Source organism: Fervidobacterium riparium (genome assembly GCF_025370035.1).
Lineage (GTDB): Bacteria > Thermotogota > Thermotogae > Thermotogales > Fervidobacteriaceae > Fervidobacterium > Fervidobacterium gondwanense.
The window spans coordinates 2,116,775-2,133,113 of sequence record NZ_CP009277.1 but is presented as its reverse complement, the minus strand read 5'-3'; the positions used below and the strand labels follow the sequence as shown (position 1 = coordinate 2,133,113).

Genomic DNA, 16,339 nt, shown 5'->3' with positions numbered 1-16,339 from the left:
AGCACCTCCTAATTTGTGTATAGGATTTGGGTTATATTGTTGGCTCTTTTATTTTTCTTTCTTCAGTTTTTCTCAGTTTGTCATGGAGCCATTTTATTGAGATCTTTAGCTTTGGATGTATCATGTTCTTGTTTACAAGTATTTTGTTGAATAGTTCGTGTATTTCCTTTTTCGTTTCCGCGTTGTGGCGTTCTTCGAGCCTTGCTATGTAGTAATACAGCCTCCAGATTCTTGTTGGTTCGTTTCTTTCTTGTTTTTCTATAAGTCTTGTGAGTATGTAAAAGATGTTCTTGGTCACGTTTTTGTTTATAAGGCTTTCGAGGTCGTTTTTGAACGCTTCAACTTTATCGAATTCTTCCCAACCTACACACCCCCCAAACATGTAGATGGCCGATTTTTCTAATTCTTTGTTATTGCATGTGCGTTTATATGATTTCGCTTTGTCGTCCAGATACTCACCAGCCAGCGTTCCAAGTTTGTAAACCGGGAATTTTCTTGAAGGTGCCACTGCTATTGCCATGGATATTGATAGCTCATCATTTTTGCTGTATTTTCTAAATTCATTCGTTATATCCTTTGCAAGTAATGGCAATTCACTCCATGGACCGAGTATCATGAAGTCGTCACCGCCCGAGTATATGACATTACATTTTTCGTGTCTTTCAGCCACTATTCTTTCTATAACTATGCTGAAGAATGATTCAAGCTCAGACGAGAGTGTGGAAACAAACGATATCGGAGTTCTTTTTTCTTTATCAGACACTTGCAGTGTTTGGAATATTCTTCCAAGATTGTCAACGTCTCCCCTGAGCAGTCCCCATCTTTTTAGTCCCTCAGCTTCTTGTGCTATCGTCTCGAGGTCGGCTGGAGTTTCGTAGTACTTACCTGCCTTTTTGTACACGTAACTTGCCATCTTAGTAAAGTACATTGCCTTGTTTTGATCGTATGTCGCTTTGTCAATTGCAAAGGCAAATTTGTCTGGATTATCGCTGAATTTTAGCTCGTAACCGAACATCTTGAAAACTTCGTACACGTTTACTGGTGGTGTAATTAGCTCCGGGCATTTTTCTATTTTGAGATATTCCGAGGTTGCAAGTTTTCTTCCAAGTTCAGCAAAAGATTCACAAAATACGCATTCAAATGCTTCTTCTTGTTCTTCTTCTTTCCTTGTAACTTGCAGCATTTTTCTTCCGCAGTACGGACATCTCGGACCAGAGAAGTCTTCAGGAATAAACATTTCAAGGTCTATCACGTTCTCAAATTTTTTGTTTTTCTTTTCTTCAAGAATTCTTGCCAGTTTGTCGTGGACTTTGAATTCTATGAGGTCGTAAATATTTATCTTGATTCCACCAAGCAGAACAGCCAAGTCTAATCCAAACGCTTTGTACATTTTTTCTTCTATATCTTTTTGGTATTCTTCCAACTTATCAATTGTTTTTGCAGGAACAAGCAAGTAGAAGTGCCCACCACCGCAGTAAAGGATGTTTGATTGGTATAGCCCTTCTTTGTCTATGATGTATCTGGCTATGATTTCCGAAAGGTAGGCGATAAAGAATGATCTGGCTCTAAGTTTTTTGAGACCGTTTCGCCAAGAGGTTTTGTATATGAAATCTTGTATTCCCGATATGTCACCTTTGATAACACCGAATATCTCTTCATCCTCCGGGTCTGCTTGCGAAGTTTTATTCTCTCGGTATTTTCGAGAAAAAGATTCTTTTTTATTGAGAATCTCTGCGGCTTTTACAAATCTATCGTTCTGTTTTTCAAAAAGCTCATTTTCAAATTGTTTATATAAAGCGACGGCTATAGCGGCGGTTGTGGTTGAGTGAGAGAAAAGAGATATGTCTGGTTCATTGTAGTAGAATGCGGAAGGAATGTTGGAGGTGTATTCTTTGAGTAAATAATAAATTCTCCCAAGTACATCATGATCATTTTCTTTTCCCCATCTACTTTCAAGCTCACCATCAGATATGAACTTCTCAAATTCGCTCCAAAGCTTTTCGTACACATCTTCTACGGATATTTGCTCTGCTGCGGCTTGCTCAACAGGTTCTAATGCTTCGGAAAATTTCGATACTTTTTTGTAGAATTTCACTTTCTCGACATTATTTAAAGAGACGGAGGAAATTATGGATCTCATAAATTTGATTTTATCATCAGGTTGTGCGGTATAGTTTTCTCTTTCTGATGCAGAAAGTTTATCCGCAAGACTTACTATCTTTACAAGGACGTCTGGTTCTGAGTTTAGATTCGACAACTGTTCGTGGTGTCTTGAAATGATTGCAGAGACAGTGTCTCTGTAGGGAAGCTTTGACTTAGAGTAAACATATGCACCAACGTACTGATGAGCCAATCCTGATTTGTTCTCACTAATTTGGAATTTGTACTCATCTTTGATACCATTTTTCAACACGTCACTCATTTTTCCACGTTGCCTAAATTTCCCTATATCATGGAACAGAGATGCTAAATACAAAATATGCTTCAGGTTTTGTTTTTCACTTATAGCATCCATATATATCTGCCCCCCTAATGGATTTGTAACCTCCAAAGTTTGATATTATTTTGCGACAGTGGTCAGAGTTCCTCCCTTTTGCACTGCCCTAATCCCATTGTCGACTTGTAACCAACACCTGAGTAGAAGGCAAAGTTGGAAAGCACGTTCACTGCTTCTACAAGCTTATCTTCATACGGCACTTCGAACGTAACAGTTCCAACGAAACCTTGCAAGTAGAATTCACCAAAATTTACTCTTTTTAGAATTGTGTCTTTTTCCAAAATCTTTATATCCTTAAATTTCCCCACCAAGTTCTCATCGAGTTTTACCTTGCTGTATTTGTTGAATTTTCTAATAAGGCTTGTGTAGACCTTCTCAGGGTCGGGCTCTCTCAAATGCAAATCCCCGATGCGAAAAAGAGTGGGTGTATAGAACTTTAGTTTGACAACAGTTTGCGTATTATCCTTATTGAAAAGTTCTTCTTCTGTTGTAAATCCAGCCCACTTATTAGACTGTCCCACGGATAAATTGAGCACCTTAAAAGTTACATTCCCAAATCGAGCATTCTCGTCTTTCAGTGTGGACTCAAACACCTTGTTGCTGAAAAGCTCGAAAAGGCTATCTTCAAGGAGGGTTATCCTAATCGAGTAGACTTCACCTTGTTTAACTTCTAAAGGTCTACTTACGTTCCTGCCAAGGAAGGAAGAAACAGTGAAGGACTTATCACTTATATTAGAGTGCATGACATTCGAAATTCTTTCATCTGCGGATTTCAGCACAGAAAAGAACCAACCATGAATCTTGCGGCCAGGATAATACTCAATAATACCATCATTCTCAGCTTTTACGTTGAGCAGAAGACTGTAAAACACCCTACCCCTCCTGTTATTATTCATTATTCTTAATGTAACCGCACGTTACAAATTTACGTTACCATTATATCATATATAACAAAAGAAAAACAATATCATTTTTCTGAAAAAAATAAAGTGGGACAAAAGTCCCACTTTTGCTTATAAATTCAGCACTTTCAGAGATAATACCTATCAAAAGGATAAATTCAACGTTTGCGCTATTTTTAACGTCCGGTTCCCATCATCTCTTTCAGAGAGAGGTTCCTTCCTGACAAAACAAATAAATTTTTTATTAATAGTTTTGAAACTTTTGGTTTCCACCTCTTTCAGAGAGAGGTTCCTTCCTGACTCTTACCTTCCAGAATAGGCATAAATAGATGTAGTTTGGAATGCGATTTTCTCTACCTCCAAAGTTAGACTATCTAAATTTTGTTTTAGTATGGCTAACAGTTGCAGATTTTCTTGAACTGATGCTGATTCCCTACCGGTATTTGTGCTTGTTTCTTGATGCATGCTGATGAATAAACGAGTTGTGTTAGCTTTTCACTGTGAAATATTATCGTAACAATAGGTAGAGAATTTTTTTGATTATGTCTAATCACAAGCTGAAAATCAAGAAGAATACATATAAAAAATAAGATGATATTAACACTTTGTGAAACAAAACACTTAAAATTCAACGCAGAAGCGCATGAATAAATGACTTATTGAAAATTCGCTTGGCAAAAATTAGTAACCTGTCAATGACAGAAAGTATAGTATTGATGCGGATATGAGCAAATATTGTCGGGCAACTTTCGTGTTTCGAACTCCACGTTTTAGGTCGTTTATAGAGATAGGATGCGATTTCTCTAACGTGCATTATAGCATTTCTTATTTTCTTTTGCAAATTTATGGTGGCAATTCTGTATGTTGAAGGTTGACACAAGGGTTGTTCTTCATTTCTTTCTGAGTATGATATTCAACCACTTTTCGTTCGCCCTGTCTTTTCTTACATCTGTTGTGATTGCGGTTTCTAAGAGCTTGAAGTATGGATGATTTTTCAGCAATTCAGAAAAAGCATCTTCGTCGTAGTAGTTGAAATACCTTCCATCTTCTCTGTATTCTTCTTTGTTACCGTATTTGAAAGAAGCATAGAGTATTCCATTAGGCTTGAGTGCTCGGCGTATCTTGTATAGGATATCATCTATTTCGCTTCTCTTAACATGCAAAAGCGATGCACAAGCCCAGACACCATCAAATTCTTCAACAAAGTTCAGCTCATCAAAACTCATGTGAAGTGTTTGGATTCCTGTGTATTCGGTCGATATCTTTACCATCTCAGGCGAAGCGTCAGTAGCAACAACAGAAAAACCTCGTTCCAGAAAGTATTTTGTATCCCTTCCCGAACCAGAACCCAAATCAAGAATCTTCCCTCTGGCTGGGATGTATTTTAAGAACATCTGATACAAAAAGCTCATATCGACGTTTATTGTATCCTCGAAAAACTTCTTCGCGTTCTTATTGTAATAATCCAGCGTTCTATCCATGCTTTATCCTCTCCTTGTAGTACCTTATTGTCCTGTACTCAATTGCATCTCTAAAGTGTTCTATAAATGCTTTATTATTAAAGAACCTCGCAAGTTCTTCATTCAGGCAAAACAGCTCACCTTTTCTCTTGAAGAATTCTCCGTGTGTTTGCTCAAGAAAATGCTCAGGGGTCTTTCTTGAAAGCTTCACCCATTCATCTTTTCCCCATGTTTCAAAATCTCTCGTGGAGCTGTGCATTTTTAAGTCGACAGCATTGGATGGATTGGAATAAAATTCCTTAAAGCTCATATAAATATCATCTGAAGTTACGCATAATTTCGGGTTTCCATTGTTATAAAACGCAAGTAAAACTGGCATTTTATAACTTTTTGTCATATTAGTAGTCTCTATGAAGTTTATAAACCTATGAGCAATAGTATTGCAAATAGCTCTTTCATTTTCATCGAGCTCTCCGTGGTTGTTAAGAAACGCAATATAATCTCTCAGGATGTTCAGTTTCGAGTTTCTACGTATGTTGTTATATACAACTTTTTCTACATATTTATAGAACTCGTGCCTCAAAGGCTTGTGACCCAAGAATTCCTTTATTCTAAGATACTCGTTAAAGATGATTTCTTCTATCTGCTGCAATTCTTTTGCCATCTTCCTAATGAGGTCAACAACTTTGAATTCAAATTCAACTTCGCAACCTTTGGGGAGTTCCAGTACTTCGCTTAGTTTTTTTGTATCAAGTTCTCTTCTCAGCAAGCTAATATCGTACTCTTTCTGTGTAAGTATAAACGGAACAAGAACAGCATTCTTATAGTTGCCTATAAAATCGAGCACTATCAAGTATTTCTTACCTTTAGCTTTTCTCAAACCTCTCCCAAGTTGCTGGATGAAAACGGTAGTAGATTCTGTAGGTCTTAGGAACATGACCATTTCTATCTCAGGAATATCGACACCTTCATTGAAGACGTCTACGGTGAAAATCACATCTATTTCTCTATTTTTGAGTTTTTCTATAGCTTCCCATCTTGGAAGAGCATTTCTACCTTGTTCACCGCTGTAAACGGCACATGCATTTACACCGTTCTTGTTAAAGTAATCAGCCATGTATTCGGCATGGTTTCGAGAAACGCAAAAACCTATTGCCCGCTTTCTACCATATTTTACATACTTTTGCAACACTAAATCAGCTCTTTTATGGAGCATTAATGCTTTTTCAAGCTCGTCTTCTTTGTAATGACCGTCTATAATTGGAATCTTTGAAAAGTCGGTTTCATCATAGATTCCGTAATAGTGGAAAGGAACTAAGTATCCTCTATTAATGGCATCCGGTAGCCTTAAATCATACACAACGTTGTAGTCGCATATTTCGAATACATCCTTACCATCCATTCTTTCAGGTGTTGCAGTAAGGCCAAGCAAGAACTTAGGATTGAAATAACTCAAGAGCTTTTTGTAACTCTCAGCCGCAGCATGGTGGAACTCGTCAATTATTATGTAGTCAAAATAGTCCGGCGGGAAGTAATCATCGTTCAGATATTCTTCTTTGCCAATTGTGAACACAGAAGCAAAAACGATATCAGCATCTGTATCTTTCCCTGAAGAGGTGAAAAAGCCCATGCGAGATGTTGGGCGTACTTTCTCAAACGTGCTCTTCGCTTGTTTTAGTATCTCCTCTCTGTGTGCAATGAAAAGAACTCTGTTGAATTGCATAGAATCAAATGCTGCGAGGAAAGTCTTCCCAACCCCTGTAGCCAAAACGACAAGCGCTTTTGTGAATCCTTCTGCTCTTGTATTATTCAACTCCCTCAAAACTTCCTGCTGAACCTCGTTAGGAATGATGGGTAAATTGGACAGCTCAGACTTACTTTGTTCAATACCTTCCATTTCCTCCAAATTAGTTTCACATTCATCCGACTCAAAAACGTAAATATCCTTTTCCAAATTTTTCAAACCTTCATACTCGGAGTCAGACTTTTTGGCTGCCCACTTTTCAGCATATTGCTCGATGAACTTATCATCGACTAAGACGCTGTGATTTTCAAACAAGTCAAAGAAAGCTTTCTTGAAATACTCAAAATGTTCAGGATTTGCGCTTTTTGAAATTCTATAATTCCACTCTATACCACCAGTCAGAGCATCCTTGGAAATATTTGAAGACCCAACGAAGAGCTCTCCATCGCCATTTGTGAACTCAAAAATATACGCTTTCGGATGAAAATGTTTATCTTCATACTTAAAGACCCGCAAATCTAAATTGTCACCAAGAGAATCTTTCAAGAGAACAAGTGCGGAAGGTTCGGTTATATTCAAATAAGTACTCGTTAACACCCGCACTTTTGCACTATTTGAACTTGCTTTCTTTAACGGTTCAAGCAACAACTCAACACCTGATTTGAGAACAAACGAAACAATTATATCTATCTCAATAGCCTTTAATATAGTCTCGCTGATTTCTTTCAAAAACAAATCGTTTCCTCCGATGAAACACGATGGAAGCAGGCTTTTTGTTGAATAAGGTTGTCTAAATTTCCGACTGTCTTCGACCATGATTTACCAAACCCTTCTGACTTAAATTCTGAGGTACAAAAATATTATATAACAGAAGCCATAATAAATAATAACACAAGTAACTTTATACCAATCCATCAGGAACGTCTTATAAAATTTGTAGGATTATTTTTACGTCACCTAGTCGAGACTCTTACGCTTTTTTACAATTAAAACTATCCTTTTAAGAAACAGGTTTCCTTTACACTCGCAGCTATTAAAAAGACATCGCGTGTGTTATGAGGCCAGATAAAGTTAATTTATTCGATACATAAAAAACATACAAATATGTTATAATTGTTATAAGACACATGAGGAGTGCGATTTTATGAGCATACTATCCTTGGATAGGTTTAGAACTTTAGAAGAGCTCGAACATTTTTTTGAAGATATATTAAACTCCGAAAGTAAACCAAAAGTATTTGGGCTCATTGATTTCGACGAGGAAGATTATACATGCATTACTAAAATAATCAGAGAATGTATTTTCGAAGTGGAAGAGTTTTCTACCGGTTCCCTTGCTATTTCAACATTTCTCGTCTGGACCGGAATCCTAAAATATAATGGAAACTTTTGGGCACATGTTTACGAGGTTCTCAACATACCTTTCGAAGAGATAGCTGTTCAACGAAAGCTGGGTGAAATTTTCCTAAGCACCTTAAGACAACATGATATGATGTTTTTCACTGGAGGATTACGATATGTCACACCAGTGTTGGCACATGGATGTGTTGCAAACGTATATATAGATGACTATTTCAATTTCATCTATAATCTTTATAAGAAAGAATTATCAGGAGATGACTTGTCTTTTGCAAATGTCCAACCAATTGTCGAACAATGGCGAAGAGAATCTCAAAATCTGATGGCAAGAAATACTTTAGAAGAATTGATAGAACGTGAAGCAAAACTTACTCGAACTTTGGAGTTGTTTCCACTATATGAAACCCTTGGAAAGCTGACAGAATTAAGGAAGGCATTATCACAATCACAATTGGTAGATGAGTTGATAGCAAATCTCAACGATTATATAAAGAAGAAAAAAGACTTTGACGACCTGTTCAGCAAAATTAATGAAATTCTCGAGATTTTCAGCAAAAAAAGTGAGCTATGCATGAAAATAGAACAATTAGATCTCGAAATACTTAAACGCTTGCTCATTATGGAAGAGTATATCAAAGATAACACGCAAGCAACAAACCTTAAGTTTGTTAGAATGTCTACAAGCTCGAAAAGCATTATAGACCTTGTAAACATTAACAATCAAATTGCCAATGAAGTTTTGAAAAATCTGAGGGAGGAATTAAGCAAGAAAAGAGCAGAAAGCCTTAGCGATTTCGAAGAAAAGCTTAAAAATGTATATCCAGGCGAAATCATCGAAGGACTCCAGTTCTTAGAAAAGCAAAAAGAACTGAGAAAGAAAATAAACGACTTAGAACAAGAGATACTACAACGCTATTCTCACCAAGATTTGCATGATATGACTAATTGCCTACCTGTGATATTTAACTATGAAATGAATATGCAGTTGATTAAAGAAGAGCTTCAAAGTATTCAAAATGAAATTGCGAATCATGAGCTTATCAACATTCGTACAAACAATCTATTGAGTTTACTTCCTGAGCCTGTTCGAATCTTCATACTCCAGGGTAGGGAAGTTGCAGAGAGATTCATTTACGAAAGTCTCAATTTGTTAAAGAGGATAGTGAGAAGTGAAAGAATTGAAGATATTAATTTACCAAGCAGGTTAAAAACAAGAATAAAAGAATCGCTTGAGCAAAAACTTAGTTTAGCCATGACCAACACTGTAAGGTACATTGTACGAACCACCAGGAATTTCAATCGTTATCAAGAAGATGAAAACTTATACGAAGAGAGTGATAAACCACATAGCCGGTTTAGAAAACCCACCATGAGACTTGACCCAACAGGCAAAAGTATACAAGTAATCTTACCGGAGCAAGTAATATGCGATTGCGATAAACTTGGGACGTGGGAATTCAAGATAAAGGGTGACAATATTATACTTGGAACAAAGCAACTACGTTATCGACGTGCTGGTGACATGTATCGCACCAAAGCTATCATAGAGCATTTAGCTAAACCATGTGAAAACTATGAATTCTTGATAGAAGATATGGATTCTCACATTGAAATAAAAAAATGGGTGCTCAAACTTAACCGAGATTATATGCTATTTAGCCCGGAAATGAAACTTATTATTGGTGATGAAATTCCGGAAAAGTACGATACCATCTATTTAGTAACAAAAGCAGGATGCAAAGTGATTCCCGATATTGTTATTGAAAGGGAACAACTTATTGCTGGATGGAATGACTATGAATATACTTGCCTTAATCTGAGAGACGTTGAATCAATAATCCTAGAAAAGGATGGTAAGACCTTTGGAAGACTAGAAAGAATGATAAATACTGAACCACAATTACACGGAGTTAAGATAGTCGAATGGATAAGCCTGGACGGAAAACAAATCTATTCTACATTTAGTCCAAGCTTTGTTTTCTCTATCAGAAAAGATGAAGATATAAGATTATACTATATAAATCTTGTTGATGAAACGGGTCAAGTTATATCCAAACCAGTAAAAGAACTCATTGGCCAAGGCTTTGCAGGTCGTACAATTGAAATTCCACTAAGTTTACTAACAAAGCAAATGTATGGTTCCTTTAGGTTGTCATTAATAAAAGACATGGTTCCTATTTGGAATCAGGAATTTGTTTTAGTCCCAAATTTAACTGTCAGCTTAGAAAGGTATTTCTCAAACAATAATGAATCTGACAGTGAAATTCTATTAAAGTCTGATATACCCTTCAAAGTTACTGACATAGACAAGAACGTACAACTTGAGGGCAGCGATTTAGTTAAAATCCTTCGAACAGATCGTCAGAGAGAAAACGTGAACCTCACAGTTGAATTCTACAATTCGATTGATAGAGCAAAAATGATTTACGAAACCACATTTAACCTCAACGTTCCAAGAATAAATTGGAAGTTTTCAGAAGACGAAGAATGGACGACCACCCCAAAGGAAGTTTGGTTTGATGACCTAAGAAGCTTTCAAGTTAAACTCCCATCCTACTTACTTAAGACGAAACCTTTTCTTTACCTTGGGTCTACAGACTTTTACATAACAGGAAAAAGAATTGGTGATGATGTGGTCAAGTTTAACCTTCAGGAAATGACTGATATTCTATATGAACTCCACTCTCAGGAAAAAGTTACTACCACTGGGTTATACTTGGGTTTTAAAGACGAAAACAAGAACATAATAGGGCAAGTACTAGTAGCAAATATACGATTGCTGTGGGAAGTTAAGAGCTTCTTAATAGAAATTTCTACAGATAACCCTCCTGTTCTACATATCCAATGGAAAGATTTGGGAAAAGCAACAGACAGAGTTTTGTCTATTAGAAAGCTAAATAAAGAGTTTCCGGAATGGCGCTGGAAAATCAAAGACGGAGAATACGCATTAAACTTCGAGAATTATCTGGAGCAGATCGAACCAGGGAAATATGTTTTTCAATTCGAAATTGAGGATCCCTGGAGAGATTCAGGTATGGAACCATCTATAAGAAGTTCATTCATCGTTCAACTCGTAAATCCAAAAAAGATTATAGAAGAAGTTGTAAAAGGAATCAAAAGAATCAGAATTCTGGATATTGAAGGAGTTGAATCAGAAAGCGAAGAACTTCCAACAAATGCTCAATACTGGATACAGGACATAGAACCACTAGTAGAAGATTCGCTAACTGGTAGAAGATTTAGGGGACGACTCTGCAGTCAACAAAGGAAAGACATTCTTGACAATTCCTTTTGGAACTTTACAGTTAACTGGAATAGCCTATTGAACGGAAAGTTCAGAATAACCGAGATTGAAGATTCACAAGGCGATGGAATTATGTATTGCAAAAAATGTAAGAGCCTTTTTTCTGATCACAGAGAGCATGAAAAGTGTAACAAAGAAGGATATGTCATACTTCCTGACGGCTTATTAATAACTCTGAGGGAGGAAGAACATGCACAGGCTTGATCCAATTGAAACAACACGGACAGTTGTAAATCGTTACATTGATTATTTAACAACTACGTTTTCATTTAACGACCCTGAACTTAGGGAACAACTTAGAAGCGAACTAATAAATAAGAAAAAATTTGTTAAAGGCCCCATCTTAGAGGCAACACCACCATTTGAAACAGGTAAGAAGCTAATAGAACTAATCGAAGAAGGTATCCTTTCACGAGAGTTTCTTAAACTTTCATCTAATGCCTTGCCTCTTGACAGACATCTGTACATTCATCAAGAAGAAGCAATAAGAAAAATTGTAGTAGATAAGAGAAATGTCATAATTTCAACAGGCACAGGAAGTGGAAAAACTGAGTCATTTTTGATACCAATTCTGAGTTACCTTATGAGACAGAAAGAAATTGGTCGGCTTACTCCCGGTGTAAGAGCACTCATCCTGTATCCTATGAATGCACTAGCTAACGACCAGCTAAAGCGCCTACGTCAAGTCTTGAAGAATTATCCAGATATAACCTTTGGTAGCTACACAGGGGAAACGGAAAGCACTGAATCTAGAGCTATAGAAAAATTCCAAAAAATGAATCCTAACGAAAATAGATTAGTGAATGAACTGTTATCCAGGGAAATGATGCAAAAGAAACCTCCTCACATTCTAATAACAAACTATGCAATGCTTGAATACTTACTCCTAAGACCTGACGATAATGTATTTTTTGATGGAAAACACGCTTCTGAATGGAAATTCATTGTCGTAGATGAAATTCACATTTATTCAGGCTCAAAAGGCATCGAGTTCTCAATGCTGCTTAGAAGATTAAAGGATCGAGTAACTAAAGGTCAAAAAGAAAAAATTCAATGCATAGGAACAAGTGCAACACTTGCAAGTGAAAACAACGAAGAATTCGAAGAAGTAGCAAAGTTCGCTGAACAACTGTTTGACGAAAAATTTGAGTGGATTAAAACAGATCCAAAGAGACAAGATATTATCACAGGTAAGAAGAAAAAGCTCAATATTTCTAGTCAACCGTGGGGTGAACCGGAAGAATCCCTCTATGCGGCTTGGTCAGAAATTATTGAAAATGAAAGTAATCAAAATTTAGTTATTGAAAAACTAATAATTGAAGGAAAGAAACATGGAATTCCTGAGTATGTGATTGAGAACGTAAGAAACAACTGTGAAGACAATTGGCAGAAGTTTTTGTATCTAGTCCTCAAAGATGATAAAAGAATTGTTCAGCTTCAAAACATAATAGAGGAAAAGCCTGAGTATTTTGAGGACATGGCGAGAAGAATATTTACATCCGATAACGATGAATTCAATTACAAAAATTTGTCAGCCTTAGTGCATGTTGCAAGCAACGCCAAACTGGATGAAAATTCGCAACCACTCCTTCCTGTAAGGTATCATCTGTTTATACGTGCGCTCGAAGGCGGGTTCATATCACTATTTCCGAAAATAAAACTTTACTTAAATAGGCGAGAGTGGACTGATGACAAAGAGTTCCGGTGTTTCGAGATTGCCACCTGTTCCAAATGTAACTCACTTTACATAGTAGGTGAGCTCAATACAAGGGATAACTTGTTGTATCTGAACCAGCCTGGCAAACGATTTTTCGAAGACATGAAGAGTCTAAAATTCTTCCTAGTACCAACAACATCCCTTGCTCCGGATAACGAGGATGAAATGATATTGTTAGACAATAACGAACAACAAGAAGATCTCGACAATGAGTACATTCTTTGTGGAAAATGTGGTGCCATAAGACAGGCGAACGAAAGTGGAGAATTTTGCAGTTGTGGAACTCAATACCACGTCAAAGTTATCAAGGCCTCAACTCGTGAAGGAATCATTCATAAGTGTCCTGCATGCGGCAGCATTAACCCCAGTTCATCAATTGTCAGACGATTGATCCTTGGAAGTGAGGCTGCAACAAGTGTTTTAGCCACAGCTCTTTACCAACATACCGGCGAGAGAGAAAATCCAAAATTAGAGCTGAACTCAGATGATGGATGGTATGTCCCATCAGTACCAAATTCTGCAGAAACTAAAAAGAGAATGTTGATCTTTTCGGATAGCCGACAGGATGCTGCGTTCTTCTCCGTATATTTAGAGAATTCATACAATCTAATACTACAAAAACGACTATTAGCAATGACTATTGAACGATTTGCGGATGAGATTATTAAGAATGAGTGGAGAATAAATGATCTTGCGAGGTATCTTAAAAGAATAATGCAAGAATCTGGAATCTTTAAAGAATACAGTCCCCAGGAATTGGAGGAAATTGCATGGAAGTATGTTCTTAATGAATTTTTGGAACGTGGCGGAGAAACAAGTTTAACCAGTCTAGGGGTATTAAGTTTTAAGCCGTTGTTATCGAATAATCAACTTCCACCAGCTTTACGCAAACAGTTCGTAGAGCTAACTGAAAACGAAGCAAATGATCTTCTATTCGTATTGCTCGATACCATACGAAAATATGGTGCTGTGAAATTTCCCGACATTGTAGATCGTAATGACGAGTTCTTTGCACCACTGAATAAAGATATTTGTTTTAAATACGTTAAAGGAAATGAAGAGCGAACGAAAAAAGTGCTAAGTTGGATTCCTTATGAAAACAAAATCAATTCAAGGGTAGACTTTTTGATGCGCCTAGCCGCTGTAAAGGGAGAAGAAAAAACAACGGATGAAGCCATAAAATTCCTTTCAGACATATGGCATAAGTTCTTAGTTCCACAAACTAGTTTCCTCTCAGGAGACCCCAAGAATGGCTATCGCCTTGATTTAAGTTACTGGAAAATAGTACCCCTGGAAGTTGACAAATCCAGCAAGGTCTACAGATGTACAAAATGTAACAAGATATCCATTTACAATGTTCAGGGTGTTTGCCCATCGTATCGTTGTGATGGGCAACTAGTTGAAATCAATATTTCTGAAGAATTGGAAAATAATCACTATAGAAAACTTTTCTTGACAATACCTCCGATAAGCATGAAGGTGAAAGAACACACCGCACAACTTACCACAGACACCGCTGCTGAAATCCAAGCAAAATTTAACAAAGGAGAAATAAACATACTGAGCTGTAGCACAACATTTGAATTGGGAGTCGATGTTGGTGAACTTGAGGTCGTATTTTTACGAAACGTCCCACCCACCCCTTCAAACTATGTGCAAAGAGTAGGACGTGCTGGACGAAGAATATCATCAACGGCCTTCGCACTTACATTTGCACAAGCACGTTCACACGATTTTTCACATTTTTCTGAACCTTTCAGAATGGTTGAAGGAAAAATAAAGCCACCACATTTTGAATTAAGGAACGAGAAAATAATCAAAAGACACATTCACTCAGTCGTACTCTCGCTATTTTGGAAGGAGAATCCTTATTATTACGGCACAGTTAAAAACTTTTTCGAAAAAGATAAACCTATAACGGAGGTATTGAGAGAATTCCTGCATAACAAACCTCAAGAATTGAAAGAGAGATTAGAAAGAATAGTTCCAAAAGACATACAAATGGAAATAGGTATTCAAAACTGGGAGTGGATTAATGAGTTTATAGGTAAAGACGGTGTATTAACAAAAGCCGAAAGAAGAATATTAAGTGACATAGAAGAACTAAAAACCATAGAAAGAGAATACTCCAACAATCGTCAACACAGAAGAGCAGATGAAGTAAGCAGAATCATTAACACACTTGAAAATAAGAACATAATAGATTATCTCTCGCAGAGTAACGTGATTCCGAAATATGGCTTTCCAGTAGACGTTGTCGAGTTGATTATAGATCATTACGGCGATGAGGCAAAGGGGCTTGAGCTCACAAGAGATCTGAAAATTGCCATATCTGAATACGCACCCGACAGCGAAGTCATAGCTGGTGGAAAACTCTGGACAAGCAGATATATTAAAAAACTACCTGACAGAGAACCAATAACATATCGATACGGTATCTGTGATAAATGTAAGAGATACTTCAGCGATATAGCAGAAAAACATGACACATTCGATACATGCAAATATTGCGGTTCAAAACTGAAACAAAAAGGAATTTTTATAACCCCAGAATTTGGTTTCATATCAGAAAAACCAAGGAAACCTAGTATGACAAAACCCGAAAGAACTTACACCACGCGTTATCACTTTGCTCAGGAAGAGAAAATTGACGAACCAATAACCTTGGAAAAGAACGGTTTTATTATACAAATATCAGCAGGAAGTGGAAAACTTGCGGTTATAAATAACGCCGGAATGCGCGGTTTTATAGTCTGCAAAAAATGTGGTTATGCAGAGATATACAATAATAAGTATTCTCGAACTCATAGGAATCCTTATGGCAAAGAATGCACAGGTTCTTTCGAAAGATACGCATTAGGTTACGAATTCAAGACCGACATATGTATTATAAAAATCCCAGAGCTCATCAATACAGACGAAGCCTTTTGGTTATCAATGTTGTACGGGCTAATCGAGGGAACAAGTAAAGCTTTAGAAATAGAACGCCAAGACATTGATGGTACGTTATATTACTATCAAGGTGCTCTAGGGAGTCCAGCATTAGTTCTCTTTGACGATTTTCCCGGAGGAGCAGGACATGTCAAAAGAATAGCTAACGAGGACAATTTTACGAAGATACTTTATGAAACCCTAAACATTGTTAAAAACTGCGAATGCGGTGGTACAGACGGTGATTCAAGCTGTTATGGTTGTCTACGAAACTACAAAAACCAATACTGTCATGATTCCTTAAAGAGAAAGTATGTTATAAACTTTCTGTCAGAGTTACTCGGAGAATAGTACCTTAATTTTACAACTGTATTGCTTACTCAGAAGCTTGTAAATTGGACTTGCCCACGGAAGTGGAACGGAAA

General features: G+C 37.0%; 6 protein-coding genes. 2 read left to right on the top strand and 4 right to left on the bottom strand.

The features are described from left to right. Positions 1 to 31: 31 nt before the first annotated feature. The 4 genes from cas10 to IB67_RS10165 all read right to left on the bottom strand — a co-directional run bounded on the left by cas10 (position 32) and on the right by IB67_RS10165 (position 7,338). On the bottom strand, positions 32 to 2,515 hold the full coding sequence (gene cas10 / locus IB67_RS10180; RefSeq protein WP_424697070.1) for a type III-A CRISPR-associated protein Cas10/Csm1: 2,484 nt from the start codon (positions 2,513 to 2,515) through the stop codon (positions 32 to 34). 62 nt (positions 2,516 to 2,577) lie between these two features. After that, the gene (cas6, locus tag IB67_RS10175) at positions 2,578 to 3,369 is read right to left on the bottom strand and encodes a CRISPR-associated endoribonuclease Cas6 (protein WP_424695336.1); all 792 of its coding nucleotides are present in this window, start codon (positions 3,367 to 3,369) and stop codon (positions 2,578 to 2,580) included. A gap of 920 nt (positions 3,370 to 4,289) precedes the next feature. Next, positions 4,290 to 4,880 carry a class I SAM-dependent methyltransferase gene (locus tag IB67_RS10170; protein ID WP_339748051.1) on the bottom strand — a complete coding sequence of 197 codons (591 nt, stop codon included), beginning with the start codon at positions 4,878 to 4,880 and terminating at the stop codon, positions 4,290 to 4,292. Next, a complete protein-coding gene (locus IB67_RS10165) occupies positions 4,873 to 7,338 on the bottom strand; it encodes a DEAD/DEAH box helicase family protein (RefSeq protein WP_339748048.1) in 2,466 nt (821 codons plus the stop codon). Before IB67_RS10165 ends, IB67_RS10170 begins: the two co-directional genes overlap by 8 nt. A 409-nt stretch (positions 7,339 to 7,747) precedes the next feature. Between IB67_RS10165 and IB67_RS10160 the strand changes: the two genes are divergently transcribed. Both IB67_RS10160 and IB67_RS10155 read left to right on the top strand, forming a co-directional pair. Then, on the top strand, positions 7,748 to 11,470 hold the full coding sequence (locus IB67_RS10160; protein WP_498875313.1) for a hypothetical protein: 3,723 nt from the start codon (positions 7,748 to 7,750) through the stop codon (positions 11,468 to 11,470). Next, positions 11,457 to 16,265: a DEAD/DEAH box helicase gene (locus IB67_RS10155; RefSeq protein WP_011994557.1), complete on the top strand. Its 4,809-nt coding sequence runs from the start codon at positions 11,457 to 11,459 to the stop codon at positions 16,263 to 16,265. Before IB67_RS10160 ends, IB67_RS10155 begins: the two co-directional genes overlap by 14 nt. Positions 16,266 to 16,339 lie beyond the last annotated feature (74 nt).